21 protein-coding genes and 2 pseudogenes are annotated in these 24,365 nt (G+C 69.1%); 16 read left to right on the forward strand and 7 right to left on the reverse strand.

What is annotated here, in order from left to right:
- Nucleotides 1–102 precede the first annotated feature (102 nt).
- Nucleotides 103–234 carry a hypothetical protein gene (locus tag ACGFNK_RS15220; RefSeq protein ID WP_393415919.1) on the forward strand — a complete coding sequence of 44 codons (132 nt, stop codon included), beginning with the start codon at nucleotides 103–105 and terminating at the stop codon, nucleotides 232–234.
- A gap of 172 nt (nucleotides 235–406) precedes the next feature.
- On the opposite strand, the gene ACGFNK_RS15225 is transcribed toward ACGFNK_RS15220, so the two are convergent.
- Complete coding sequence (locus ACGFNK_RS15225; protein WP_393415921.1) at nucleotides 407–2,470, reverse strand: PhoX family protein; 2,064 nt, start codon at nucleotides 2,468–2,470, stop codon at nucleotides 407–409.
- Nucleotides 2,471–2,890: 420 nt separating this feature from the next.
- Between ACGFNK_RS15225 and ACGFNK_RS15230 the strand changes: the two genes are divergently transcribed.
- The 5 genes from ACGFNK_RS15230 (at nucleotide 2,891) to ACGFNK_RS15250 (ending at nucleotide 7,458) form a co-directional block, all read left to right on the forward strand.
- A complete protein-coding gene (locus ACGFNK_RS15230) occupies nucleotides 2,891–3,868 on the forward strand; it encodes a PstS family phosphate ABC transporter substrate-binding protein (protein ID WP_393415923.1) in 978 nt (325 codons plus the stop codon).
- Nucleotides 3,865–4,815: a phosphate ABC transporter permease subunit PstC gene (pstC, locus tag ACGFNK_RS15235; RefSeq protein ID WP_393415925.1), complete on the forward strand. Its 951-nt coding sequence runs from the start codon at nucleotides 3,865–3,867 to the stop codon at nucleotides 4,813–4,815. Before ACGFNK_RS15230 ends, pstC begins: the two co-directional genes overlap by 4 nt.
- Nucleotides 4,815–5,714 (forward strand): phosphate ABC transporter permease PstA, encoded by a 900-nt coding sequence (gene pstA / locus ACGFNK_RS15240; RefSeq protein WP_393415927.1) that lies wholly within the window; start codon nucleotides 4,815–4,817, stop codon nucleotides 5,712–5,714. Before pstC ends, pstA begins: the two co-directional genes overlap by 1 nt.
- Nucleotides 5,715–5,768: 54 nt before the next feature.
- A complete protein-coding gene (gene pstB, locus ACGFNK_RS15245) occupies nucleotides 5,769–6,617 on the forward strand; it encodes a phosphate ABC transporter ATP-binding protein PstB (protein WP_393416278.1) in 849 nt (282 codons plus the stop codon).
- Nucleotides 6,618–6,708: 91 nt separating this feature from the next.
- A complete protein-coding gene (locus tag ACGFNK_RS15250) occupies nucleotides 6,709–7,458 on the forward strand; it encodes a winged-helix domain-containing protein (protein ID WP_393415929.1) in 750 nt (249 codons plus the stop codon).
- A gap of 220 nt (nucleotides 7,459–7,678) precedes the next feature.
- Here the strand turns inward: ACGFNK_RS15250 and ACGFNK_RS15255 are convergent, their stop codons facing one another.
- On the reverse strand, nucleotides 7,679–8,383 hold the full coding sequence (locus tag ACGFNK_RS15255) for a low molecular weight phosphatase family protein (protein ID WP_393415931.1): 705 nt from the start codon (nucleotides 8,381–8,383) through the stop codon (nucleotides 7,679–7,681).
- A gap of 166 nt (nucleotides 8,384–8,549) precedes the next feature.
- Between ACGFNK_RS15255 and ACGFNK_RS15260 the strand changes: the two genes are divergently transcribed.
- The 5 genes and pseudogenes from ACGFNK_RS15260 (at nucleotide 8,550) to ACGFNK_RS15280 (ending at nucleotide 10,725) form a co-directional block, all read left to right on the forward strand.
- The gene (locus ACGFNK_RS15260; RefSeq protein ID WP_393415933.1) at nucleotides 8,550–8,921 is read left to right on the forward strand and encodes an ArsR/SmtB family transcription factor; all 372 of its coding nucleotides are present in this window, start codon (nucleotides 8,550–8,552) and stop codon (nucleotides 8,919–8,921) included.
- Nucleotides 8,922–8,950: 29 nt separating this feature from the next.
- Nucleotides 8,951–9,546 (forward strand): annotated as a pseudogene (locus ACGFNK_RS15265) (pyridine nucleotide-disulfide oxidoreductase); the annotation flags it as partial.
- Nucleotides 9,547–9,686: 140 nt separating this feature from the next.
- Nucleotides 9,687–10,013 carry a hypothetical protein gene (locus tag ACGFNK_RS15270; protein ID WP_393415935.1) on the forward strand — a complete coding sequence of 109 codons (327 nt, stop codon included), beginning with the start codon at nucleotides 9,687–9,689 and terminating at the stop codon, nucleotides 10,011–10,013.
- Nucleotides 10,010–10,270 carry a MerR family DNA-binding transcriptional regulator gene (locus ACGFNK_RS15275; RefSeq protein WP_393415937.1) on the forward strand — a complete coding sequence of 87 codons (261 nt, stop codon included), beginning with the start codon at nucleotides 10,010–10,012 and terminating at the stop codon, nucleotides 10,268–10,270. The genes ACGFNK_RS15270 and ACGFNK_RS15275 overlap by 4 nt, the downstream gene beginning before the upstream one ends.
- 119 nt (nucleotides 10,271–10,389) lie before the next feature.
- Nucleotides 10,390–10,725 (forward strand): annotated as a pseudogene (locus ACGFNK_RS15280) (YnfA family protein).
- Nucleotides 10,726–10,819: 94 nt separating this feature from the next.
- Here the strand turns inward: ACGFNK_RS15280 and ACGFNK_RS15285 are convergent.
- Complete coding sequence (locus tag ACGFNK_RS15285; RefSeq protein ID WP_393415939.1) at nucleotides 10,820–11,560, reverse strand: TniQ family protein; 741 nt, start codon at nucleotides 11,558–11,560, stop codon at nucleotides 10,820–10,822.
- A gap of 105 nt (nucleotides 11,561–11,665) precedes the next feature.
- Nucleotides 11,666–13,459, reverse strand: coding sequence for a thiamine pyrophosphate-requiring protein (locus ACGFNK_RS15290; protein WP_393415941.1), 1,794 nt, complete (start codon nucleotides 13,457–13,459; stop codon nucleotides 11,666–11,668).
- Nucleotides 13,460–13,693: 234 nt separating this feature from the next.
- On the opposite strand from ACGFNK_RS15290, the gene ACGFNK_RS15295 reads away from it, so the two are divergent.
- The gene (locus ACGFNK_RS15295) at nucleotides 13,694–14,488 is read left to right on the forward strand and encodes an RNA polymerase sigma factor SigF (RefSeq protein WP_386341365.1); all 795 of its coding nucleotides are present in this window, start codon (nucleotides 13,694–13,696) and stop codon (nucleotides 14,486–14,488) included.
- A gap of 176 nt (nucleotides 14,489–14,664) precedes the next feature.
- Here the strand turns inward: ACGFNK_RS15295 and ACGFNK_RS15300 are convergent, their stop codons facing one another.
- Nucleotides 14,665–15,798: a GAF domain-containing protein gene (locus ACGFNK_RS15300; protein ID WP_393415943.1), complete on the reverse strand. Its 1,134-nt coding sequence runs from the start codon at nucleotides 15,796–15,798 to the stop codon at nucleotides 14,665–14,667.
- 110 nt (nucleotides 15,799–15,908) lie between these two features.
- On the opposite strand from ACGFNK_RS15300, the gene ACGFNK_RS15305 reads away from it, so the two are divergent.
- Entirely contained in the window at nucleotides 15,909–16,622 is a 714-nt protein-coding gene (locus tag ACGFNK_RS15305; protein ID WP_393415945.1) for an ANTAR domain-containing response regulator, read from the forward strand.
- A gap of 461 nt (nucleotides 16,623–17,083) precedes the next feature.
- On the opposite strand, the gene ACGFNK_RS15310 is transcribed toward ACGFNK_RS15305, so the two are convergent.
- Entirely contained in the window at nucleotides 17,084–18,547 is a 1,464-nt protein-coding gene (locus tag ACGFNK_RS15310; RefSeq protein WP_393415947.1) for a DUF2079 domain-containing protein, read from the reverse strand.
- A gap of 218 nt (nucleotides 18,548–18,765) precedes the next feature.
- Here ACGFNK_RS15310 and mfd point away from each other — a divergent pair, with 218 nt between their 5' ends.
- Nucleotides 18,766–22,305, forward strand: coding sequence for a transcription-repair coupling factor (gene mfd / locus ACGFNK_RS15315; protein WP_393415949.1), 3,540 nt, complete (start codon nucleotides 18,766–18,768; stop codon nucleotides 22,303–22,305).
- 43 nt (nucleotides 22,306–22,348) lie between these two features.
- Here the strand turns inward: mfd and ACGFNK_RS15320 are convergent, their stop codons facing one another.
- Complete coding sequence (locus tag ACGFNK_RS15320; RefSeq protein WP_393415951.1) at nucleotides 22,349–22,744, reverse strand: hypothetical protein; 396 nt, start codon at nucleotides 22,742–22,744, stop codon at nucleotides 22,349–22,351.
- Nucleotides 22,745–22,934: 190 nt separating this feature from the next.
- On the opposite strand from ACGFNK_RS15320, the gene ACGFNK_RS15325 reads away from it, so the two are divergent.
- Together ACGFNK_RS15325 and ACGFNK_RS15330 are read left to right on the forward strand one after the other, a co-directional pair.
- The gene (locus ACGFNK_RS15325; protein WP_393416280.1) at nucleotides 22,935–23,642 is read left to right on the forward strand and encodes an HNH endonuclease family protein; all 708 of its coding nucleotides are present in this window, start codon (nucleotides 22,935–22,937) and stop codon (nucleotides 23,640–23,642) included.
- 122 nt (nucleotides 23,643–23,764) lie between these two features.
- Complete coding sequence (locus ACGFNK_RS15330) at nucleotides 23,765–24,349, forward strand: hypothetical protein (protein WP_393415953.1); 585 nt, start codon at nucleotides 23,765–23,767, stop codon at nucleotides 24,347–24,349.
- The last annotated feature ends 16 nt before the right edge of the window (nucleotides 24,350–24,365 follow it).

A 24,365-nucleotide genomic window follows, 5' to 3' on the forward strand; every position in this document is an offset into this window, starting at 1 on the left:
GTACCCGCGCCCCCGATATCGACACGAAGGGTTTGTCCGCCCGTGGTCTGGAGACCCGATTTGCGCCCCCCAATCGCAAATCTCCCGGGGAAGGACAAGGCCATGGCGGTATTCGCTGTGATGATGCCGGTCCTGATGCTCGGCGTCGTCCTGGCGCTCGGCCGCTACGAGGAGTGGCTTCTCCCGTCGGCCCGGCACCCCGACGAACCCGAAGAGCCCGCACTGCCCCAATGATCAGTGACCGAGCCGGACGGCATCGGCCCCCGGCGTCGGGGGAACGCCGGGGGCCTGTTCGTGGAGCTCGGCATCTGCGGCGAACACGGAGGCCCGGGGACCGGAAGCGCGGGCCCGAGCGGCGGGACGGCCGGTGCCGTCTGTTCGGACCGTCTCGGGAGTCGGCCTGGGGCTACCGGCGCTTCTGCTCCCACACCGTCACGACCGACGGCCGCGGAACGCTGCCCGTTCCGTCGGGCCAGCGCGAACCCGGATTCTCCGCGGTGGCGCCATCCGTCTCGCCCGGATGCTGCGGCGCGACCAGGATGCGGTCCCTGGTGATGATGGGGCCGCAGCACTCGGCGCCCTTCGGCATCGACAGGAACTGCTGCACGTGCCCGCGCTCGGCGCCCTTGACCGGGACGGCGAACAGACCGTCGTGGAAGCCCAGGGCCGCGCCGTCGGTGGCGATCCACAGGTTGCCGTACTCGTCGAACGCCACGTTGTCCGGGCAGGAGATCGGGCTGACCTGGGACTTGTCGAAGCCTGCGAAGTACGTCGAGGGGTCCTCGGGGTCGCCGCAGACCAGCATGAGCTTCCACTGGAAGGTCGTGGCGGCGGCGTCGGAGCGACGCTCCTCCAGTTCCAGGATGTGACCGTGCTTGTTGCCGGTGCGCGGGTTGGCCTCGTCGGGTCCGGCCTTGCCCGCGGCGCCGCGGTCCTTGTTGTTGGTGAGCGCGACGTAGACGCGGCCGGTGTACGGGTGGGGCTCTACGTCCTCCGGACGGTCCATCTTGGTGGCGCCCGCCTTGTCCGCGGCCAGGCGCGTGAAGACGTACACCTCCGCGGCGGTCATGCCCGTTACGTGCGAGACGTCGCCCGTCGCGAGCGGGATCCACTCGCCGGTGCCGTCGAACTCTCCGTCGCCCGGCAGCTTTCCGGTGCCGTCGATCTCGGCGGCCGGGCTGTCGCCGGTGAACTTGGCGACGTACAGGGTGCCTTCGTCGAGCAGGCGCATGTTGTGCTCGCGGGCGGCGCGGCTGGTGCCCTTCTGGAATGCGTGCTTGGAGACGTACTTGTAGAGGTAGTCGAAGCGTTCGTCGTCGCCCATGTAGAGGGCGACCCGGCCGTCGGCGGTCAGGCGGGGCTCGGCGGCCTCGTGCTTGAAGCGGCCCAGCGCGGTGCGCTTGCGGGGAGTTGATGTCGGGTCGTACGGGTCGATCTCGACCACCCAGCCGTGCCGGTTGGGCTCGTTGGGCTCCTTGCCGATGTCGAAGCGGGAGTCGTACAGCTCCCACTTGCGCTCACTCGCCCCCGTGGGCAGGCCGTAGCGGGCCAGGCGCGCCTTGGCCACGGGGTCGGTGACGGCGGCGGCGTTGGCGAAGTACTGGTTGAAGTTCTCCTCGCCCGACAGCACGGTCCCCCAGGGAGTCGTGCCGCCGCCGCAGTTGTTCAGGGTGCCCAGCACCGTGCGACCGGTCGGGTCGGTGCTCGTCTTGAGCAGGTCGCTGCCGGCTGCCGGGCCGGTGAAGCGGAACGGAGTGGTGGCGGTGATGCGGCGGTTGAGGGCGTCGCCGGTCACCGGCCACAGCTTCCCGGAGTCACCGTCCGCGCGTACGACCAGGACCGTCAGGCCGTGCGCGGCCCAGGCGATCTCGACTTGCTCGCGGGTCGGGTTGGCGGGGTCGTACCCGTAGAACATGATCTGTTCGCTGGTGTACTCGTGGTTGACCACGAGCAGTTGGTGGTCGCGGCGGGGCGCGTCGAGCAGGGCCATGTAGTCGGCGTTGTATCCGAACTGCTTGGCCTGGGCCTTGGCGCTCTGCTTGCGGGCGTCGAAGCGGGGGGCTCCGGCGAGGATCGGGTCGCCCCAGCGGATGACGACCTGCTGGCTGAAGCCCTCGGGCACGGTGACCGCGTCGTTGGTGTTCGGGGGGACCGGCTCGAAGTCCAGGCCGCGTGGCAGGCGCGTACCGGAGGGCGTGGGGGAGGCAGCGGCCGTAGCGGCGGCTGCCCCGGCGCCGGTGGCCAGGGCCACGACGGTGGCCGTCTTGAGGACGCCTCTGCGGGACAGGGCCCGCTGCACTATGTCGCCGAAATAGGGGTTCAGTGAGCGGTTCGGCGCCGCGTGGGAGCAGGCGTTGCCGCACCGGTAGCGGCACGTGAGCGACGACCGGGCGGTGTTGTGGCTGACGAGTACGGGAAGTTCGGGGCGTTGACCTGTGCGATCTGTGCCGTCGTCGGACTGGCGGTGCACGGTTGCCTCCACGCGATCGGGACGGTCCTTTTCGGCCACCCGCTTGATAGGCAGCCATCGATGCGGGACGCTATGGGCTCTTCGCCCGCCCGGAGGCGGCCGAACGGTGAACTTCGATCGAACACTGCTTTTCGGTCCGGACCCGGTCATCGTGCGCCGGTGTATTCCACTTCCGCGCCGACTGCTCGCCGTTCACCCGGCGCGCGCTGGCGGTGAGTCGTGAACCAGCAGCTCATGAGACCCTTCCGTGATAATTGAACAAGATCCTTCTATATAGATGACCGGCTATCGTTCATGCTCGAGGCGCACCTCGTACACCATGCGTTCATATAGCCGCACTTCGATCAATGGTGTCCGAACGGAGCGCGCTGCGCACCGATCCACCGCCGGAGGAACCGGCAGACATGAGGATCGAGAGTCGTGAACATTTCCCCTTCATTGCGCCGGGCCAAGGCTCCCCTGGCCCTGACGGCAGCCGTCCTGCTGGCCGCGAGCGCGTGCGGCGGTGCCGACGCGGGTTCGGGCGACGGTAGCGGCGACAAGCTGGCCGGAAACATCAAGGTCGACGGCTCCAGCACGGTGGCTCCGCTGTCCACGGCGGCGGCCCAGCTCTTCCAGGCGGAGAACTCCGGCGTCAAGGTGACCGTCGGCACCTCCGGTACGGGTGGCGGTTTCGAGAAGTTCTGCGCGGGCGAGACTGACATCTCCGACGCCTCCCGTCCGATCAAGGACGAGGAGAAGGCCCTCTGTGACAAGGAGGGCATCAAATACGAGGAGTTCACGGTCGCCAACGACGGCCTGTCCGTCGTGGTGAGCAAGGACAACGACTTCGTCGACTGCCTGACCGTCGACCAGCTCAAGAAGATCTGGGAGCCCGGCTCCAAGGTCAACAACTGGAACCAGGTCGACCCCAAGTTCCCGAACCAGAAGCTCGAACTCTTCGGCGCGGGCACCGACTCGGGCACGTTCGACTACTTCACCGATGCCATCAACGGTGAAGAGGGCGCCTCGCGTACCGACTACAGCCCGAGCGAGGACGACAACGTCACCGTGCAGGGTGTGTCCGGCTCCAAGGGCGGCATGGGCTACTTCGGTCTGTCGTACTTCGAGGAGAACAAGGACAAGCTAAAGGCCCTGGAGATCGACGGCGGTGACGGCTGCGTCGCCCCGGGCGTCGAGACCGTGCAGGACGGCAGCTATAAGCCGCTGTCGAGGCCGCTGTTCATCTACCCGAAGGCCACCTCCCTGGACAAGGCGGAGGTCGAGGCGTTCGTCGAGTTCTACGTCGAGAACCACGCGGACATCGCCGAGAAGGCGCAGTTCGTGCCGCTCAACTCCGAGCAGGAGACCGAGCTGAAGAAGGCCCTCGAGGACCTCAAGGCGCAGCACAAGTCATGAGTTCCCCCGGCATCGGGCGCAGGGCCGCTTCGGGAAGCCCCGGCTTCCTGAAGCGGTCCCAGCCGCGCTATGGCGAGAAGGCCATCAAGGCTCTCCTGGTGGCCGCCTCGCTGGTCTCGGTGCTGACCACCATCGGCATCGTCATCGCCCTGATCCCGCCGGCCGCCGAGTTCTTCGGAAAGGTGAACTTCGGCGACTTCATCACCGGCACCGACTGGGCGCCCCTGTTCAAGCCGCCGACCTTCGGTGTCCTGCCGCTGATCACAGGCACGCTGATGGTCACCCTCATCGCGCTGCTGGTGTCCGTGCCGCTGGGGCTCGGTGCGGCGGTGTACCTGAGCGAGTACGCCAACCCTCGCGTCCGCGCGGTCTTCAAGCCGCTGCTGGAGGTGCTCGCGGGCATCCCCACCGTCGTCTACGGCTTCTTCGCCCTGAAGGCGCTCACGCCTCTGCTCCAGGACGTCTGGCCGGCCGGTGACGGCCCGCAGGTCTTCAACGTCCTCTCGGCCGGCTTCGTCATGGGCATCATGATCATCCCGACGATCGCCTCGCTCGCAGAGGACTCCATGAACGCCGTCCCGCGCGCCCTGCGCGACGGCGCCTTCGCTCTCGGTTCCTCGCGTATGCAGGTCTCCACCCGGGTGGTCTTCCCGGCCGCGCTGTCCGGCATCGTTGCCGCCATCGTGCTCGGCGTCTCCCGGGCGCTCGGCGAGACGATGATCGTCGCGGTCGCCGCAGGCGGGCGCCCCAATCTGTCCTTCAACCCGCTGGAAGGCATGCAGACGATGACCGCGTTCATCGCCGCCGCCGGTATCGGTGACCTGCCCACGGGCTCGACCGGCTACCAGACGATCTTCGCGGTGGGCGCGCTGCTGTTCGTGATGACCCTGGTGATGAACCTGGTCAGCATTCGCCTGGTCCGCAAGTACCGGGAGGTGTACGAGTGATGACCGATGTCATGGACAAGGTCCCCGCGACCGAGCTGCCCCGCCTGAAGGGCAAGGGCACCCCGTGGCGCGAGCGGTTCTTCCAGCTGAGCCTGTGGGCGTCGCTGGCGGTCGGCGTGGTCTTCCTGGCCGCGCTCCTCACGTACAACGTCGTGGAAGCCTGGCCCCGGCTCGACTCCCGTATCTGGTCGAACTTCCCGGACATCATCGACCCGACGAACGCCGGCGCCCAGTCGGCGATCATGGGCACGATCTGGGTGATCGCCTTCACCGCCCTGTACTGCCTGCCCACCGGCATCATGGCGGCGATCTACCTGGAGGAGTACGCCGATCCGAACCGCTGGTGGAACCGCGTCATCGAGATCAACATCCAGAACCTGGCGGCCGTACCGTCGATCGTCTACGGCATCCTCGGGCTCGGCATCATCTCCCGCGGCCTCGGCTTCGGCCAGACCGTCCTGACGGCATCCCTGACACTGTCGCTGTTGGTACTGCCGACCGTGATCATCGCCTCGCGGGAGGCGATCCGCGCCGTACCGCAGTCCATCCGGCAGGCATCCCTGGCGCTGGGCGCCACCCAGTGGCAGACCATCTGGCGCCAGGTGCTCCCGGCCGCCGTGCCCGGCATGGCGACCGGCTCGATCCTCGCGCTGTCCCGGGCCATCGGTGAAGCCGCGCCCCTGCTGCTGCTCGGCGGACTGACCTTCATCACCTTCAACCCGACCGGTGTGGAGAGCCCGTTCACGGTCCTGCCGATCCAGATCTTCAACTGGATCAACCAGTCCCGCGCCGAGTTCACCTCCCTCGCCGCCGCCGCGATCGTCGTCCTGCTGGTGATCCTGCTCGCGATGAACTCGCTCGCGATCTGGCTCCGCAACAAGTACTCCCGGCGCTGGTGACCCATGACCGCTGACTCCACCGACAAACTCCGCAAGCGCGACCAGGAGGCCGCCATGTCCCAGCCCTCCGAACCCACCGGAGGCACCAGGACCCCGCGGGTCGCCTACCGTGCGGCCCCGTCCCTGGCCAGCCCCGTCTTCGAGATCGGCAGCCTGTCGGTCTTCTACGGCGACCACGAGGCCGTACGCGATGTGAACATGCTCATCGGGGACCGCCAGATCACCGCGATGATCGGCCCCTCCGGCTGCGGCAAGTCCACCGTGCTGCGCTGCTTCAACCGCATGAACGACCTCATCCCCACCGCCCGGGTGGCAGGCAAGATCCACTACCACACCGAGGACCTGTACGGCCGCGAGGTCGACCCCATCGAGGTCCGCCGCCGGATCGGCATGGTCTTCCAGAAGCCCAACCCGTTCCCCAAGTCGATCTACGACAACATCGCGTACGGGCCACGGGTGGGCGGCTTCAAGGGCAACCTCGACGACCTGGTCGAGGAGACCCTCACCCATGCCGCGCTGTGGGACGAGGTCAAGGACAAGCTCAAGACCTCGGCGCTCGCCCTGTCCGGCGGCCAGCAACAGCGGCTGTGCATCGCGCGCACCATCGCGGTCAAGCCGGAGGTGATCCTGATGGACGAGCCCTGCTCGGCCCTGGACCCGATCGCCACCGCCAAGATCGAGGACCTGATGGAGCACCTCTCCCAGGAGTTCACGATCATCGTGGTCACCCACAACATGCAGCAGGCCGCGCGCGTCTCGCACCGCACCGCCTTCTTCACCGCGGACGTCGACGACAAGGGCGAACGCCACGGCCGCCTGGTCGAGTACGACGAGACGGAGCGCATCTTCTCCAACCCTTCCGACCAGCGAACCGAGGACTACATCTCCGGCCGCTTCGGCTGAGAGAAGGTCCCGCGTGACGTCCCTTTGCGCGGAACACGTGAAGGAGAAAACACGGGTGTCACTCGACCCACACCGGCCTGTTCAGCCTGCCGTGAGCAGTCCGGAAGACGGCAAGAACCCCGATCTGCTGCTGGCCGAGCCCGACGAGCACCTGGCCGCCAAGACCCTGGCCCGCTTCGAGGGTGCGGGCGTCCGTACCGTGGTCTGCCACGACGGCGCCGAGGCGCTGCTACAGATCGGCGCCTGCCACCCGCGCGCGGTACTGCTCGGTGCTCCGCTGCCGGTGGTGAGCGCCGCACGGGTCACGGAGCTGATCGCCCGGCTCCACCCGGTGCCCGTCCTTGTGGGAGCCGGGCCCGAGGGAGCCGCGGAGGCGACGGCCGCGGTGGCGGCCGGCGCCATCGCCTTCGTGGCCCGTCCCTACCGAACAAGGGAGATAGTCCCCCTGCTCATGTCCGGCGGCAGGGAGAACGACAGCGACGCGCAGCCGCTGGTCGTCGGTGACATCGAGCTTGATCCTACGGGCTTTCACGTGTATGTACGCGGCCACTCACTGCAGTTGCCGGTCCGTGAATTCATGCTCCTGCGCTACCTGATGGAGAACGCCAGCCGGGTCGTCAGCCGCGCCGAGCTGACCCGCGCCCTGTGGGGCACCGACAGCCTCGACAGCAACACCCTGACCGTGCACATCCGACGGGTGCGCAACAAACTCCGGGAGGACGGGAAGAGCTGCTGCACCATCGATGCCATCCGGGGCATGGGGTACCGGCTGGAGTGCGGTACGTCGTGCTCTGACGGGGCGCAGGCGGAACCGTCGGGCACCCCGACACCCATGGCATAGGACGTACGGGGTGACCGGGCACCGCGGCCGAGGCGCGGACGCTGATCTCCCTGTGCCTCACCGACGCAGACCCTTGACTACGGGCGAGCGTCCCCAGATTCCGGCCGACGGGCTGCATGGCGGTGCCCCGTCGGCCGGTTCAGTTCAACTCGGCTCGCGCCGTGGTGTTCACGAGTTGCCGGACTGCCTCCCGGAAGTGGCGATCTGAGCGGCTACGACGCTACCTACCGCCTTCACTCGGGCAACTCACCCGGGGTGCCCCGGTTGGCAGCAGCTCCCGTGCCAGTACGTCGATCCGCGCGGCCAGCGCATCCCCCACCGCCCGCGCGCTCTCGATGTCCAGCCCGCCCAAGTCCGGCAGATCCCAGTCCAGATAGCGCCGCCCGGGCCTGACCGGGCAGGCGTCGCCGCATCCCAGCGTGACGACGACGTCGGCGGCCGTGACAACCTCGGCGGTGAGCGGCTTGGGGAACTCGTCGTGCGCGTCCAGCCCCTGCTCGGCCAGCAGTTGGAGCACCACCGGGTCGATCTCCGTGCCTGGTTCGGAGCCCGCGGTCAGTACCCGGATCCCGTCGCCCGCCCGATGTCGCATCAGCGCGGCGGCGAGCTGCGAGCGGCCCGCGTTCTCCGTGCACACGAACAGCACTTCGGGCACCGGCTTCGGCGACAGTCCCATGCCGCGGGCCAGCGCGCCGAGCCGCTGGTCGGCGAACCGCTCGACCAGGACCGGGAGATGGTGTCCCACGCGTGCCTTCGCCGACAGCAGCCAGGAGCACTCCTCGACGTAGTTCTCGACCGTCTCCCGCGAGAAGGACCTGCTGTGCCGGGCGGCCAGCCGGTAGGTGATGCGCTCGAGTACGGGGTTGATGTCCCGCAGGGGTTGGGCTGCTCGGCGGCGACGGCCGCGAGGGCTTTGCTCGTCCATGGGGCGGCTCCTCGATGGGCAGCTCGCAGTGGCTCTCCCGGCGTCAACAATAGGTGTACATCTATGTATTGGATAGACGGCAACCTAAGTGAACGCTTGGTGAACAAGGCTCATCGTGTGGCTTCGGACACATGGCGGATGCCTGACGCCCGCTTATGGTTCATAGATGGCTATCACTGAATTGGGCGCCGCGGAGGTAGCGGACGAGACGAAGGCCGATACCTGTACGCCGAGCCTGGCGTGCCTGCTCATCGACCGCGATGAAGCCGAACGTCTCGCCGTCATGCTCAAGGCCATTGCCGACCCCACGCGGCTGCAGATATTCCGCATCATCGAGCGCGCACCGGCCGGCGAGGCATGCGTGTGCGACCTGGCCGACTGCCTGGGCTTCCGGCAGCCGACGGTCAGTCACCACCTGAAGATCATGACCGAGGCGGGTCTCCTGAACCGCGAACGCCGCGGGACCTGGTCCTGGTACTCGGTGAACCATGACGGCTTGAACAGGGTGCGCGGGATCCTGGAGCCTGCGGCCGCCTGATCCTGCGTCAGCCGCAATTACGTGGCCGTGTCGAATGCCGCAGGCCCCAGGACTTCGCGGGCCGCCGCGTGATCGTGGTCGGCGGCGGCAACTCCGGCGCGCAGATCGCTGCCGACCTCGCTCACGACACCGAGCTGACCTGGGTCACCCAGCGCCCACCGCGCTTCCTGGCCGACGACATCGACGGCCGCGCCCTCTTCGACGCGGCCACCGCCCGCCGCCACGCCCTCGACGAGGGCCGAACCGACACCGGTGGAGTGGCGTCCCTGGGCGACATCGTCGCCGTCCCGCCGGTACGCGCGGCACGTGACCACGGCCTGCTCAAGGCCACACCCATGTTCACCCGCCTCATCCCCGGCGGCGCTGAATGGGCCGATGGCACACGCGCCGAAGCCGACGCGATCATCTGGTGCACCGGCTTCCGCCCGGCGCTCTCCCACCTGTCCCCCCTGGGACTGCGCGGCACGTGCGGCCACATCGCCACCACGGGAACCCGAGCAGTGGACGAACCGCGGCTGCACCTTCTCGGCTACGGCGACTGGACCGGGCCGCCTCCGCCACGCTCATCGGCGTCGGCCGACCCGCCCGTGAGGCGGCACGCCAGATCGCGGACCAGCTGCGCTGACACCGGCCGGCCAAAGTGGACGCCACCCCTCGGCATATTGGCCGGTGGGCCGGGGTTGCATCCGGTACCCAGGTACAGGCTTACCTTCAGGTTCCAGGCCACTTCAGCCCAAGGTGGCGACGACCGAGATGGGGTGCGCGATGACGTCGTGGGTGCCGGAAGCATGCACGCTGCCGACCGTCGAGCAGCCGCTGCGGATCGCAGAGTTCGACGCGCTGTTCGCCGACGCGCTGATCGGCCTCAGCAGGCAAGAGCCCGGCCGGGTGCGGCTGGTGCTGCACCAGACGGTGGAGGAACGGGCCCGGGAACTCGCGCAGCGGGAGACCGGCTGCTGCTCCTTCTTCTCCTTCACCTTCCACGGCGATGAGCAAGGCCGGCTGCTGATGGATATCAGCGCCCCTGCTGAGTACATCGCGGTCGTCGAGGCGCTCGCGGTGCGGGCCGAGGCCACGCGGACGGCATCATGAGCGCCGGGACGCTGCGCAGTGGGCAGGTCGCCGAGGCAGCCGGGGTGAACCCGCAGACGCTGCGCTACTACGAGCGACGCGGTCTGCTGCCTGAGCCGCAGCGGTCCAACGGTGGGCACCGGATGTATCCGCCGCATGCGGTCACCGTGCTGCGGGTGATCAAGGCCGCGCAGCGCCTTGGCTGCGGTGGTCGGATGGCTGCCCGCCATGGCCCTGGCGTTGGCCATGGCCGCGGTCGGGACATGGTGGCTCGGTAGGCGGCGCGAGAGGAAAGGATGGTCCTGCGCGCGGTCGGCTGCCGGGAGCGCGCATGGGTGCCCGGGCAAGGCTGCCCCGGCGGCGGGCGGGCGCCAGTGACCTGGTTAAAGTCGCGCGCATGACCGTCGCACGTTCCGTTGCCCTGTTCGTTGTCGCCGCGCTGTTCGAGATCGGCGGCGCGTGACTGGTGTGGCAAGGCGTGCGGGAGAACAAGGGCTGGATGTGGGCGGGTGCCGGCGTCATCGCGCTCGGTCTGTACGGGTTCGTCGCCACGCTGCAGCACGACGCCAACTTCGGCCGTGTCCTCGCCGCCTACGGCGGCATCTTCGTCGCCGGATCCATCGCCTGGGGCATGATCGCCGACGGCTACAGCCCCGACCGCTACGACATCATCGGCGCCCTCATCTGCCTGGCCGGCATGGCCGTCCTGATGTACGCGCCCCGCGGGAACTGACCCAGCCCCACGCAAATCCGAGAGAACACCGTGAAGCGCTCCAGCACAGGAGAGTCGGCACCTTCCAGGTGCTGAGGTCTTCCCAGGAAGAGTGTCATGTCAGCCACCGCCGCCAAGTCCGCGAAGTCGGCGCGTGCTGACTCAGCCCCCGTCTCCTCATCGAGATGCTGCTGGAGTCTGCCTTGCAGATCGACGAGCCACGCATCCTGCAGGGCAGGGGCTCGCATCTCGTGAATCGGCACGGAGCATCGGCGTGCACCGCTTCAAGGGGATCCCTCACGTAGCCACGGCACACCCCGTCGGCGAGGCTTACTTCGCCGACGCGGACGGGGGAGCGGCAGGTCGGGCAGCCCATCAGCAGATAGCAGTCGTGCACCAGGCAGGCGAAGGCCCACGGAGTACACCAGGCCAAGGGCCACCGGCCATTCCGCTCACGGACGCAGGCGGGACAGAAGCGCATCTCGCCTGCGTCGATCCAGCTCGCCCGGACCGTACGACGGGCAGTGGCGTTCGGATCGTTGTCATCGACCTCGGCCAGCAGCGCGCGGCCGGCGACGCGCGTCCACGTCATACGGCGTACGACCCGCGGCTCCAGCCCAGTAGCAGCTCGGACGCGCTCCACGTCGCCGTCTCCCAGGCCGAAGACGGCGGATCGCGCGCCGGTGGCCGAGACCCGGGCCGCACCGTCCCGCGCGGTCATGATCCCGGAGGCTTGCGCCGCCACAGTCCGCGTGACGCCGTACACCGAGGACAAGTGATCCAGCCAGCTCAGCAGCGATTCGTCCGGGAACGGGACGGGCACCACCGGAAGGCGTCTCGGCAGGGCAGTGGACACGCCGTAAGGTATGGCACTGAACGGTTCACTGCGCCACTGAACCGACTGCTGAACTGTTTCGTGCGCAACTGAACTACTCAGTGCCGTTCAACAGTGGAGCCGTCGTCAGGAGCGGTCGCGCCCCGGCAGGAATTCCTGGATCTTGGCCTTGAAGCCCTGCCGGACCATGGACGTGCGGTCGAAGTCGCCCTTCAGGATGGCGGCGGCGGTGGCCTCCATCTGCTCCCACGTGGCGTGCGGCGGGACCGGCGGTACGGCGGGGTCGGTCAGGAACTCGACGACCGCGGGACCGTCCGCCTCCAGGCCCGCGCGCCAGCCCGCCTCGACGTCCTCCGGCTTCTCCACGCGGATACCGGTCAGCCCGAGCGAACGGGCGAAGGCGGCGTACTGTACATCCGGGATCTCCTGTGAGGGCAGGAAGGACGGGGCACCCTCCATCGCCCGCATCTCCCAGGTCACCTGGTTGAGGTCGTGGTTGTTCCAGACGCCCACGACGAGCCGCGGGTCCTCCCAGCGGTCCTGGTACTTCGCGGCCGTGATCAGCTCCGCGAGCCCGTTCATCTGCATCGCCCCGTCCCCGACGAGCGCGATCGCGGGCCGGTCCGGATGCGCGAACTTCGCACCGATCGCGTACGGCACCCCGCAGCCCATCGTGGCGAGGGTCCCCGACAGCGACGAGCGCATCCCGGACCGGTGCGTCAGATGACGCGCGTACCAGTTCGCAGGCGACCCCGAGTCGGACGTGACGATCGCGTTGCCGGGCAGCAGCGGATCCAGCGCCCGGGCCACGTACTCCGGGTTGATCGGATCGGCGGACAGATGGGCCCGGCGCTCCATCACCTCGCGCCAGCGCGTCACGTTCGCACACACCGTGTCGTACCACTCGCGCCCGCGGTCCGCGTCCAGCAGCGGGAACAGCCGCTCCAGGGTCGCCTTCGCGTCCCCGACGAGATTCACCTCGTACGGATAGCGCATCCCGACCATGTGCGGATCGATGTCGATCTGCACGCCCCGCGCCTTGCCGAACTGCGGCATGAACTGTGTGTACGGGAAGGAGGAGCCGATGGTCAGCAGGGTGTCGCAGTCGCGCATCAGCTCGTACGAGGGCCGGGTGCCGAGGAGGCCGATCGCGCCCGTGACGTAAGGGAGTTCGTCGCTCAGTGCGTCCTTGCCGAGCAGCGCCTTGGCGACGCCCGCGCCGAGCAGTTCGGCGATCCGTTCCACTTCGGGCTGGGCCCCGGCGGCGCCCTGGCCGATCAGAATGGCCACCTTGTCACCGGAGTTGAGCACCTCGGCCGCCCGCTCCACCGACTCCTGTGAGGGAATCGCGGTCCACTCGCTGCGGCCCAGGCTGGAGGGGACCATCTTGAACTCGTGGGTGGGGGCGGAGTACTCGAGGTCCTGCACGTCTCCGGGGATGATCACGGCGGTCGGGGCGCGGCGCGCGTAGGCGGTGCGGATCGCCCGGTCCAGGACGTTCGGCAGCTGTTCGGGCACCATCACCGTCTCGACGAAGTCGGAGGCCACGTCCTTGAACAGCGTGTGCAGGTCGACCTCCTGCTGGTACGAGCCGCCCATCGCCGTTCGGTGCGTCTGACCGACGATCGCGAGCACCGGCACATGGTCGAGCTTGGCGTCGTACAGGCCGTTGAGGAGATGGATCGCGCCGGGGCCCGAGGTCGCCGTGCACACTCCGAGCCGGCCCCCGAATTTCGCGTAGCCGACCGCTTCGAACGCGGACATCTCTTCGTGCCGCGACTGGATGAACTTGGGGTGGTCCTCGGCCCTGCCCCAGGCGGCGAGGAGGCCGTTGATGCCATCCCCGGGATAACCGAACACATGTTCCACGCCCCATTCGCGCAGGCGCTGCAGGACGTGATCGGCGACCTTGGTGCTCATACGGGACCTCCCGGGGGTGACAGCTGTACGGCCCGAGTCACCCGCGCGCCGCCGGAAAAACCTTCGGGTGTTTGCCGACCATGCGGCGGGGCAGGCGAATATCAGTGCTTCGGACAGGAGGCACATTCCGTGGGAGCGGCGAAAACCCGCCACGGGTGTGCCTGTCAGGCTGTAGGCGCGCTCCCACGGTGACCGTCCAAACCAAGGCACCACTCAAGGGAGTTGCGACGCACCATGCAGACTCACGCGAGCGCCAAGCACCACCCGCACGACGACGCCCCCGACACCGCGGAGGCGTTTCGTACCCTCGCCAAGCTTCCTCCGGGACAGCAGCGCGACACACTCCGTGCGGAGATCGTCGAAGCCTGGCTCCCCATGGCCGAGCGGCTCGCGGGACGATTCCGCAGCCGCGGCGAGAGCTTCGAGGACCTGCGCCAGGTCGCGGCGCTCGGTCTCGTCAAGGCCGTCGACCGGTACGACCCCGAGCGCGGCAACGCCTTCGAGAGCTACGCCGTGCCGACCGTCACCGGTGAGATCAAGCGGCACTTCCGCGATCACATGTGGACCCTGCACGTGCCCCGCCGGGTCCAGGACCTGCGCAATCGGGTCCGTTTCGCCAGTCAGGACCTGTCCCAGACGATCTCCGGCCGACAGCCCACCGTCAAGGAGATCGCCGAGCACGCGCAGATGAGCGAGGAGGACGTACGCGTCGGACTTGAGGCGCTGGAGAGTTTCACCGCCCTCTCGCTCGACGCCGAACTCCCGGGCAGCGAGGACGGATACTCCCTGAGCGACGCGCTCGGCGCCTCCGACCCGTCGCTCGACGTCGTCGTCGACCGCGAGGCGGTCAAGCCCCGGCTGCAGGCGCTGCCCGAACGCGAACGGGCCATTCTCTACATGCGGTTCTTCGGCGACATGACGCAGAGCCGGATCGCCGAACAGCTCGGCATCTCCCAGATGCATGTGTCCCGGCTGATCAGCCGCTGCTGCGGCAAGCTGCGGGACCAGGTCATGCAGGATGCGGCGTAAGCGCGTAAGCGCTCCGCTGCGGGCCGTCTTGAAGCTGCGGGTTCGTTGTGGCTGGTCGGCTCCCCCACTCTCGGCTTCGCTCGGACGGGGCCCCATCGCGGCGGAGCCGCAAACCGATCCAGCCCCGCGCTCCTGAAGGAAGGTCTGCGGCCTCCTTCAGGGGCGCGGGACCGCACTCAGCGGCGGTCCAAGTTCCTTAGTGCCAGGGCTATGTGACGGGACATCATGTCCAGTATCTGTGCCTCGGCCATCGAGAAAGCGAGACGGGCCCCGCAGCGGAACAGGGTGATGACGCCCTGCACGGCGCCGTTCACGGTCAGCGGGACGCACAGCAGCGATGTGACGTTCGCGCTGACCAGGACGGGGGCGCCGGAGGCGTCCTTGCCGAAGGCGTCCGGGTCATCCGGGCGTACCTGAAGGGCCGTGGAACCGCCGCGTGCCGCCTCGACGACGAGCGGGCACGAGGCGGGATCCTGCGCCTGGAGTTCCTCGACCTGCGTGCCGGGCTGGTCCGTCGGCCCGAGGACGGTCATACGACACAGCCGCGCGGCCCCCTCGTCGGTTATCACCCAGTCCGCGAACCGCCCGTGCAGCACTCGGGCCGCCTGCTCCAGCACAGCGGCCCGGGTCTTCGCGGGCTCGGCCAGCAAGGCCGTGGACATGGCGTCGACCAGGTCCAGCTGCGCCGCGTGCCGTGTCGTCTCAGCGAGGTCCGGCAGCGGGCCGGGGGCACCCTCGGCAGACGGCACCCGCGGGCCCTCGGGCTGGAGCACCATCAGTACGGAGGTACGTGGCTCGCCGCTCGTCCGCACCGCGGTGAGCGTCGCGCGCACGGAAACAGAAGGGCGTTGCTGGAGGTGAACGGTGAGACTGCGGTCGCCCTCGCCCCGGGCCACGGCGGCGACCTGGGAACGGAACGCGGCCCGGTCCGCGTGCGCGAGGAAACCGGTCAGCGATCGGCCCGTCGCGTAGCCCGACCGTATTCCGGTGAACTGGGCGGCCGAGTGGTTGAGTCTGCGGACCACCGTCTCGCGGTCCATCATCGCGACGGGCAGGGGAAGACGCTGGAAGATCGCCCGCAACAGCTGCTGCTCCTGGCGGTCGGTGGAGGGCCCATTGGGTGTGCCGCCGCCCGAGTTCAGCCGCTCGTACCACGGCCACAACTGGCCGGCCACATGGTCAAGTTCGAAAAGTGCCGCGTCGAGCACTGTCTGAAGGTCACCGCTCGGTACCGACCGCGCCGCCTTCAACTCCGCGACACGGCGCACGAAATCCTCAAGTTCTTCGCCGAACTCATCCGTCTGCGCCATGCACAGAAAGTATCCCGTCCCCCGCCGCCGCGGTGCGGCCGGAGTGGAATCGGCCATTTTCGTTTTCCCTGGGAGCGTGTGGGCAGGCCACAAGTCAAGGAGGTGAAACCATGCTGGACACCGAGCACATCGGCCATCTGGGCACGGAGTCCCCGGAGTCCGCGCTTCCTGCTCGTCGGCTGTCGGAACTCGCCGAGCAGGCCGTGCGCTGCACCAGCGACTGCTGCGGCGCGAGCACCACGATTTCCAACGGTGGTACGGAGCGGCCGGCCGCGGTGACTCATCCCGACCTGGCGGGCCTCGTCGCCGTCCAGCTCAACTCCGGCGAGGGGCCGATCCCCGTCGCCGTGGACGGCGGTGAAACCGTCGAGACGGGCGACCTGCTGCGCATGGAGCGCTGGCCGCAGTACCGGGCCGTGGCACTCGACGCGGGCGTACGCTCCTGCGTCACGATGCCCTTCCGGCGCGCGGGACTGACAGTGACCCTGAGCCTGTACAGCTTCCGCCCGGACGCACTCGAGGACGCCGCGCACGGTCCCGCCCGGGCCCTCGGCGACCTCGCCGCGAGCAGTCTCGTACGCGACCGCTCCTACCGCGCCGCGCTCACCGAACTCGACCAGCTGGGCACCGCGTTGCGTACCCGGCCCGTCATCGACCAGGCCTGCGGCATCATCATGCACGTACTGGCCTGCGACGCGGATGAGGCCTTCGCGGTCCTGCGCCGTGTCTCCCAGGGCACCAATCGCAAACTGTCCGACGTCGCCTCGTCCCTCGTCGAGACCAGGGGCCGCGGCCTGGAACAGGAACTGGTGTCGCTGGCGTAAGCGCTCCGCTGGGGGCGCGGTTTGTAAGCTGCGGGTTGGTGGGTGGCTGGTCGCGCAGTTCCCCGCGCCCCTGAGGTCCGTGGGTGGGTCGGGGCCGTGGGCCGGTGCGTCAGCCCGTCGCAGGGTGGGCATACGGCCCTCCGGCTTCCACAAGGCGCAGGTGGCCTGAGACAGAACCTACGCGACGGGCATACGACGCACCGGCCCACGTCCCCTCCCGCCGGTGGGAGGCTGCGGGTAGTTGGGGGTACGGGCTTTCAGGGGGCGGGGCTGCTCGGGGCGCCGGGAGCCGCAGGCTTTGCTTTTTTAGGGGCGCGGGGAACTGCGCGACCAGCCCGACGGACTGGCAGCCGCGACACGACCTGTCACCCCCACCCCCTGGCGGGGGCCTGGGGCGCAGCCCCAGTTTCGGGAAGGGGCGGGGCTGGGGAAAGAAACCCTTCCCCCACCCACGACGTACGTCATCCCACCCGTTCGCGTTCGAGAACCACGTACCCCTGGGCCGAGCCCACAACGACGTACTCCGCGCGCGGGTGCAGCTGCCGGACGTAGCCCGGGACGTCCTCGTAACGCCCGGAGGTGTTGTCCAGGGCGATGAAGTCCGGTGTCACCCCTCGGGTGTTGGTGATCCAGAAGACCCGGCACCGAGAGGTGAGACGACTGATCGGCCCGATGTTGGACTCGACGCTGGCACCGTCCGGAATCCGCCCCAGCAGCCGGTCGATGGCGGAAACACGCGCGGGCACGCTATAGGCCGCGGACTCGGTCAGCGCCCCCAGCGGCAACGTGGTCGTCAGCGCGAGCGCCGCCGAGGCGACCGCGGTCGGCAGATGAAGGGCGTACGAACGCAGCCAGGGCCGCGAACTGCGCCGCGCGCCGACCAGCGCGTCAGCCAGGGCAAGCACGACGACCGGCATGAGGATCGCGCTGTAGTGCCACTCCGTATCCCAGTGATGCGGATCGGAGGAGAAGAAGCGCCACCCCAGGGTCGGCAGGATGATCAGGAGGAGCGGGGAACGCAGGGCCAGCAGCCCGGTGGTCGGGATCAACAGCCAGGCGACGGTGCGGAGTTTGGTGTCGAAGCCGTCGAAGGGACCGCTCGAGTCGCTGACTTTGCTCCAGTAGTCGTAGGCGTCCGTGGTGTTGAAGGCAGGTATGACCAGGGTCATGGTGACCACCGTGGCCACCACGCCGAATGCCGCGACCCCGAGCGCGGCCAGGGCCGTCCGGCGAGAGGATTTCCTGGCCCGCAAGGCGACGACGAGCGCGAGAGCCGCCAGGGTCAGACCGAGGTCCTCCTTGACCAGGACCAGGGGAAGGGCCCAGTACAGAGCAGCCCGCCAGCGCTGTCGCAGCAACGCCTCCAGAGAGAAGGCGATCAGGGGAACGGCGAAGCAGATCTCGTGGAAGTCGAAGTCGACGGCCCGCTGGATGCCCCACGACAGCCCGTACGCGACGCCGAGCGCAAGCCCGCGCCGGCGTCCGAGCAGCCGGGCGGCGGCACGGGTCACGGGCACGGCGGACAGCGCCAGCAGCGCGGCCTGGGCGACGAGCAGCGTGACGGGGGAGGGGAAGAGCCGGTAGAAGGGGGCGAGCAGCGCGGTGATGGGGCTGAAGTGGTCGCCCAGGACGTTGGCGCCGGGCCCCTTGAGATCCACGACGGGCACCTGGAGATGCGCGTACGCGCGCACGGCCTGCTCGAAGATGCCGAGGTCCCAGGACCTGGTCCCCAGCCGCAGGTAGCGGCCTATGGAGACCACGGCATACGCCACGAACAGCACGGCGGCCAGGATGTGCGGATCCCCCCGCCCGTCCAGAAGGCGGCGGAGCCCCCGGTCACGGGACGGCGCTGCCGGCGCCGGGGGCTGCGGCGGGTCCTGCGCGGTCCGGTCGGCATCGGACGTGGCGACGGGGGCTCCGTGCACGGGGACGGTCCTTCGGTCGGGCGATCTGTCTAGGGGCTCGATCTGAGACGGTACCTCTGCGGTGAGGGCGCCCAGTAAGGGGCGCGGGGCCGTTCCGGACCCGGACGTTGTCCACAGCCCCGGCACCCGCGACCGAGCCGACGTACCCTAGGACACCCCCGGCCCGTACGACGTGTCGGGCGCTACGCGTTGCCCACCCTCCGGATGGAAGCCCCTTCATGAGCCTGCACGGTCTGCTCGACGCCGTCGTCAAGGACGCCGCTCTCACCGAAGCGGTGAAGGCCGCCACGGACGGCAACCGAATGCACATCGACGTGGTCGGCCCCCCGGCAGCCCGCCCCTTCACGATCGCGGCGCTGGCGCGTGAAACCCGCCGTACGGTCCTCGCGGTGACCGCCACGGGCCGCGAGGCCGAGGATCTGGCGGCGGCGCTCAGGTCGCTGCTGCCCCCCGACACGGTCGTGGAGTACCCGTCCTGGGAAACCCTTCCGCATGAACGCCTCTCCCCGCGCAGCGACACCGTGGGGCGGCGGCTCGCGGTGCTGCGGCGGCTCGCGCACCCGCGCCCGGACGACCCGGAGACCGGGCCGGTCTCGGTCATCGTCTCGCCCGTGCGCTCCGTGCTCCAGCCCCAGGTCAAGGGTCTGGGCGACCTGGAGCCGGTGGCTCTGCGGCCCGGCGAGAGTGCCGACCTCGGCGATGTCGTCGAGGCGCTGGCGGCAGCGGCGTACTCCCGGGTCGAACTGGTCGAGAAGCGCGGCGAGTTCGCCGTACGCGGTGGAATCCTCGACGTCTTCCCGCCCACCGAGGAGCACCCGCTGCGCGTGGAGTTCTGGGGCGACGACGTCGAGGAGATCCGTTACTTCAAGGTCGCCGACCAGCGTTCCCTCGAAGTCGCCGAGCACGGGCTGTGGGCGCCGCCCTGCCGTGAGCTGTTGCTGACGGACGAGGTTCGGCAGCGGGCGGCGGCGCTGGCCGAGGCGCATCCCGAGCTGGGCGAGCTGCTCGGGAAGATCGCGGAGGGCATCGCCGTCGAGGGCATGGAGTCCCTGGCTCCCGTACTCGTCGACGACATGGAGCTGCTCCTCGACGTACTGCCCCAGGGCGCCATGGCCGTCGTATGCGATCCGGAGCGGGTACGCACGCGGGCCTCGGATCTGGTGGCGACCTCGCAGGAGTTCCTGCAGGCGTCATGGGCGGCGACCGCGGGCGGGGGCGAGGCGCCCATCGACGTCGGCGCGGCCTCCCTGTGGTCCCTCGCGGATGTCCGGGACCGGGCCCGTGAGCTGGGCATGATGTGGTGGTCGGTGTCGCCCTTCGCGGCGGACGAGTCCATCGGCGACACGAACGCGGACTCGCTGAAGCTCGGCATGCATGCCCCGGAGGCGTACCGCGGCGACACCGCCAGGGCGCTCGCCGACACCAAGGGGTGGCTCGCGGACGGCTGGCGCACGGTGTTCGTCACCGAGGGGCACGGTCCGGCCGCCCGTACCGTCGAGGTCCTCGGCGGCGAGGGCATCGCGGCCCGCCTGGAGTCGGACCTCGGCGCGCTGGCGCCGTCCGTCGTGCAGGTGGCGTGCGGTTCGATCGAGTACGGCTTCGTCGATACGGCACTCAAGCTCGCCGTCCTCACCGAGACCGACCTCACGGGTCAGAGGGCGGCCGGCAAGGAGGGCGCGCGTATGCCCGCCCGCCGCCGCAAGACCATCGACCCGCTCACCCTGGAGACGGGCGACTACATCGTCCACGAGCAGCACGGAGTCGGCCGCTACATCGAGATGGTGCAGCGGACCGTGCAGGGCGCGACCCGCGAGTACCTGGTCGTCGAGTACGCCCCCGCCAAGCGCGGCCAGCCCGGCGACCGGCTCTACATCCCGACCGACCAGCTGGAGCAGATCACCAAGTACGTGGGTGGCGAGGCCCCCACACTGCATCGCCTGGGCGGCGCGGACTGGACGAAGACCAAGGCGCGCGCGAAGAAGGCCGTCAAGGAGATCGCGGCCGACCTGATCAGGCTCTACAGCGCGCGGATGGCGGCACCGGGGCACGCGTTCGGCGCGGACACCCCGTGGCAGCGGGAGCTGGAGGACGCCTTCCCGTACGTGGAGACGCCCGACCAGCTGACGACCATCGCCGAGGTCAAGGAGGATATGGAGAAGACGGTCCCGATGGACCGGCTGATCTGCGGAGACGTCGGCTACGGCAAGACGGAGATCGCGGTACGGGCCGCCTTCAAGGCCGTGCAGGACGGCAAGCAGGTGGCGGTGCTCGTGCCGACCACCTTGCTGGTGCAGCAGCACTTCGGGACGTTCGGCGAGCGTTACTCCCAGTTCCCCGTGAATGTCCGGGCGTTGTCGCGCTTCCAGTCGGACACGGAGGCGAAGGCGGTCCTGGAGGGTCTGCGGGACGGCTCGGTGGACGTCGTCATCGGCACGCATCGGCTGTTCTCCGCCGAGACGAAGTTCAAGGACCTCGGGCTCGTGATCGTCGACGAGGAGCAGCGGTTCGGGGTCGAGCACAAGGAGCAGCTGAAGAAGCTGCGGGCCAATGTGGATGTGCTGACGATGTCGGCCACTCCGATCCCCCGGACCCTGGAGATGGCGGTGACGGGCATCCGCGAGATGTCGACGATCACGACGCCTCCGGAGGAGCGGCACCCGGTCCTGACCTTCGTCGGGCCGTACGAGGAGAAGCAGATCGGCGCGGCGATCCGACGTGAACTGCTGCGCGAGGGGCAGGTCTTCTACATCCACAACCGCGTCGAGTCCATCGACCGCGCGGCGGCGAGGCTCAGGCAGATCGTCCCGGAGGCGCGCATCGCGACGGCCCACGGCCAGATGTCGGAGCAGGCCCTGGAACAGGTCGTCGTCGACTTCTGGGAGAAGAAGTTCGACGTGCTCGTGTCGACCACGATCGTGGAATCCGGCATCGACATCTCCAACGCGAACACGCTGATCGTGGAGCGCGGCGACAACTTCGGCCTCTCGCAACTGCACCAGCTGCGGGGCCGGGTGGGGCGTGGCCGTGAGCGTGGTTACTCGTACTTCCTGTACCCCCCGGAGAAGCCGCTGACCGAGACGGCCCACGAACGCCTCGCGACCATCGCCCAGCACACGGAGATGGGCGCGGGCATGTACGTGGCCATGAAGGACCTGGAGATCCGAGGCGCCGGAAACCTCCTGGGCGGCGAGCAGTCGGGCCACATCGCGGGCGTCGGCTTCGACCTGTACGTACGCATGGTCGGCGAGGCAGTCGCGGACTACCGGGCCTCGCTGGAGGGCGGTGTGGAGGAGGAGCCGCCGCTGGAGGTCAAGATCGAACTCCCGGTCGACGCACACGTTCCGCACGACTACGCGCCCGGCGAGCGGCTGCGCCTCCAGGCGTACCGGGCGATCGCCTCGGTGAACTCCGAGGACGACATCAAGTCCGTACGCGAGGAACTCGTCGACCGCTACGGCAAGTTGCCCGAGCCGGTGGAGAACCTGCTCCTGGTCGCCGGCCTCCGCATGTTCGCGCGGGCGTGTGGCGTCGCCGAGATCGTGCTGCAGGGCAACAACATCCGCTTCGCGCCGGTGGAGTTGAGGGAGTCCCAGGAGCTGCGGGTCAAGCGTCTGTACCCGGGGGTCGTCATCAAGCCCGCCGTCCACCAGGTCCTGGTTCCGCGCCCGAAGACGGCGAAGGTGGGCGGAAAACCGCTGGTCGGGCGGGACTTGCTGGGGTGGACGGGGGAGTTCCTGGCTTCGATCCTGGGGTCGTGAGGGTCGGGCGCGGCCGGTCGGGGCCGAGGCCGGGGCGTCCGCCTCAGTCCCTCCAGTCCAGCTGGGCTTCCGGTACGCCCACCGAGCGGGCGTACGCCTCCACTTCGGCGCGCGTCGCCGCGTCACCGCGCGCGTAGCGGAAGACGCGGTCGGCGAATACGACGTACGCCTCGGTCGTGGTGCTGTAGTCGACATACCAACCGCCGGTCGGCGCCAGGCAGCTCGCCAGTGCCTCGGCGAGTTGCCCGGCCGCGTTCTCAGGGGCCCGGAAGTGCAGCAGGGTCCAGTGCCGGGGCTGATCGGCGGTGGCGTCGTCGACCGCGATGCGCTGAATCGCCGTGACCTGGAGCGGAACGCCGCTCAACTCGCTGCCGACGCGCAGGCTTTCGGCGATCAGGACGCCGCTGAGTGTGCCGGGGGCGGGTGGTGCGGGGGCCATGCGGTGCTCCTTTGCGTTGGTCCGACCGCGACCGGAACAGCATCCCCGACAGCACGTGGCCGTTATGCCCGGACCTCTTGCTCGCTACGGTGAGGAACACAGCGGGACCGTCCGACCAGGGCGGACCCGGGGAGGCAAGGGGAGGGGAGCGCGCGTGACGCTCTGGACCAGGGGGGCCGGTGTCGCGGTCATGCTGCTCGCCGTGACGGGCTGCACCGTGGACGGCACGGGTTCGGCGGGACCGGACGAACCGACCGGGTCTTCGGCTTCGGGCGGTTCCGGGGAATCGGCCGGCGGTGCCGCCCTCGCCGCCGTCGACTCGCTGGCCGTCAAGGGGAGGGCGCCCAGGACGGGATACGACCGCGACAGGTTCGGCAGTCCCTGGGCCGATACCGACTCGAACAGCTGTGGGACCCGCGACGACATACTCAAACGGGATCTGATGGAGGTGAAGTACGGCGACGACGACTGCGAGGTCAGCTCGGGGACGCTCAATCCGGACCCGTACACCAACAAGGACGTGACGTTCGTACGCGGACGCAGTCAGGTCGACATAGACCACCTCGTCGCCCTGTCGGACGCCTGGCAGAAGGGCGCTCAGCAGTGGGATCCCAGCAAGCGAATAGCCCTGGCCAACGATCCGCTCAACCTCCTCGCCGTGGATGCGAGCACCAACCGCAGCAAGAGCGACGGTGACACGGCGACCTGGCTCCCGCCCAACAAGGCATACCGCTGCACGTATGTGGCAGGGCAGGTGGCGGTGAAGAAGAAGTACGGGCTGTGGGTCACGGAGGCCGAGAAGGCCGCCATGGAGCGGGTGTTGGCCGGTTGCCCCGGGCAGAAGCTCCCCTCGGGAGGGAACCCGACAACGGCGCCGGAACGGTTCCACGCAAACTGAGTAGCCCCGTAGGCGCTCGGCGTTACAACGGTTCGGTACAAGCAGGGACCGTTGTCCTTGTCGGCCTATACGCTCGTCTCCACACTCGTACGTCTGCTGGCATCAGGTCTTCAGGAGCATCCATGCACGGCCACGGCTACGCGCCGCCACCGCCGCGTCGACCCTCGACGGGGGCGGTGGTTACGCTGCGCGTGATCCTCGTGGCGCTGCCCCTGATGACCTGCGGGTTCCTCGGCTGGCCGGCGACGCTGCGGGCCGCCCTGGTGACGCGCCGGCAGCGCGAGTGGTGGGCCTTCGGAGCCTCGCTCGCGATCTGGGTCTTCGCCATCGCGCTCATGAGCACCGACAACACCGACGACTTCAGCAGCCCAAACGGCACCCTGGGTCTGGTCCTCATGATGCTGAGCGGCGTTGCCTGCGCCATCTACTTCCTGATCGTGGACATCCACCACTACGGGCAGCCCATGGTCATGGGCAACGTGCCGCCCCAGCAGACGACCCTCTACGGCTACCAGCAGGCGCCGCCCGCCCCGCAGCCGCCCGCCCCCCAGCCGTATGCCGGCACACCCGTCCCGCAGCCTCCCCCGCCCCAGTCGGCGCCCGCCCCGCCGCCCCCGCAGCGCCCCGCGCCCGTCCGGATCGACCAGGTGCGCGCCGAGCTCGACGAGCTGAGTGACTACCTCCGCAAGCACGAGGACGGCAGGTGACCGTGGCGTCGGGACG

This window comes from Streptomyces sp. NPDC048825 (assembly GCF_043198355.1).
In the GTDB taxonomy this organism is placed as follows: domain Bacteria; phylum Actinomycetota; class Actinomycetes; order Streptomycetales; family Streptomycetaceae; genus Streptomyces; species Streptomyces xiangluensis.

What these genes read in the sequence shown, in the direction of transcription:
- ACGFNK_RS15220 (WP_393415919.1), top strand. Translation starts at nt 103, where the DNA reads ATGGCGGTATTCGCTGTGATGATGCCGGTCCTGATGCTCGGCGTCGTC.
- pstC (WP_393415925.1), top strand. Translation starts at nt 3,865, where the DNA reads ATGAGTTCCCCCGGCATCGGGCGCAGGGCCGCTTCGGGAAGCCCCGGC.
- pstA (WP_393415927.1), top strand. Translation starts at nt 4,815, where the DNA reads ATGACCGATGTCATGGACAAGGTCCCCGCGACCGAGCTGCCCCGCCTG.
- pstB (WP_393416278.1), top strand. Translation starts at nt 5,769, where the DNA reads ATGTCCCAGCCCTCCGAACCCACCGGAGGCACCAGGACCCCGCGGGTC.
- ACGFNK_RS15255 (WP_393415931.1), bottom strand. Translation starts at nt 8,383, where the DNA reads ATGGACGAGCAAAGCCCTCGCGGCCGTCGCCGCCGAGCAGCCCAACCC.
- ACGFNK_RS15260 (WP_393415933.1), top strand. Translation starts at nt 8,550, where the DNA reads ATGGCTATCACTGAATTGGGCGCCGCGGAGGTAGCGGACGAGACGAAG.
- ACGFNK_RS15270 (WP_393415935.1), top strand. Translation starts at nt 9,687, where the DNA reads ATGACGTCGTGGGTGCCGGAAGCATGCACGCTGCCGACCGTCGAGCAG.
- ACGFNK_RS15275 (WP_393415937.1), top strand. Translation starts at nt 10,010, where the DNA reads ATGAGCGCCGGGACGCTGCGCAGTGGGCAGGTCGCCGAGGCAGCCGGG.
- ACGFNK_RS15290 (WP_393415941.1), bottom strand. Translation starts at nt 13,459, where the DNA reads ATGAGCACCAAGGTCGCCGATCACGTCCTGCAGCGCCTGCGCGAATGG.
- ACGFNK_RS15295 (WP_386341365.1), top strand. Translation starts at nt 13,694, where the DNA reads ATGCAGACTCACGCGAGCGCCAAGCACCACCCGCACGACGACGCCCCC.
- ACGFNK_RS15300 (WP_393415943.1), bottom strand. Translation starts at nt 15,798, where the DNA reads ATGGCGCAGACGGATGAGTTCGGCGAAGAACTTGAGGATTTCGTGCGC.
- ACGFNK_RS15305 (WP_393415945.1), top strand. Translation starts at nt 15,909, where the DNA reads ATGCTGGACACCGAGCACATCGGCCATCTGGGCACGGAGTCCCCGGAG.
- mfd (WP_393415949.1), top strand. Translation starts at nt 18,766, where the DNA reads ATGAGCCTGCACGGTCTGCTCGACGCCGTCGTCAAGGACGCCGCTCTC.
- ACGFNK_RS15320 (WP_393415951.1), bottom strand. Translation starts at nt 22,744, where the DNA reads ATGGCCCCCGCACCACCCGCCCCCGGCACACTCAGCGGCGTCCTGATC.
- ACGFNK_RS15325 (WP_393416280.1), top strand. Translation starts at nt 22,935, where the DNA reads ATGCTGCTCGCCGTGACGGGCTGCACCGTGGACGGCACGGGTTCGGCG.
- ACGFNK_RS15330 (WP_393415953.1), top strand. Translation starts at nt 23,765, where the DNA reads ATGCACGGCCACGGCTACGCGCCGCCACCGCCGCGTCGACCCTCGACG.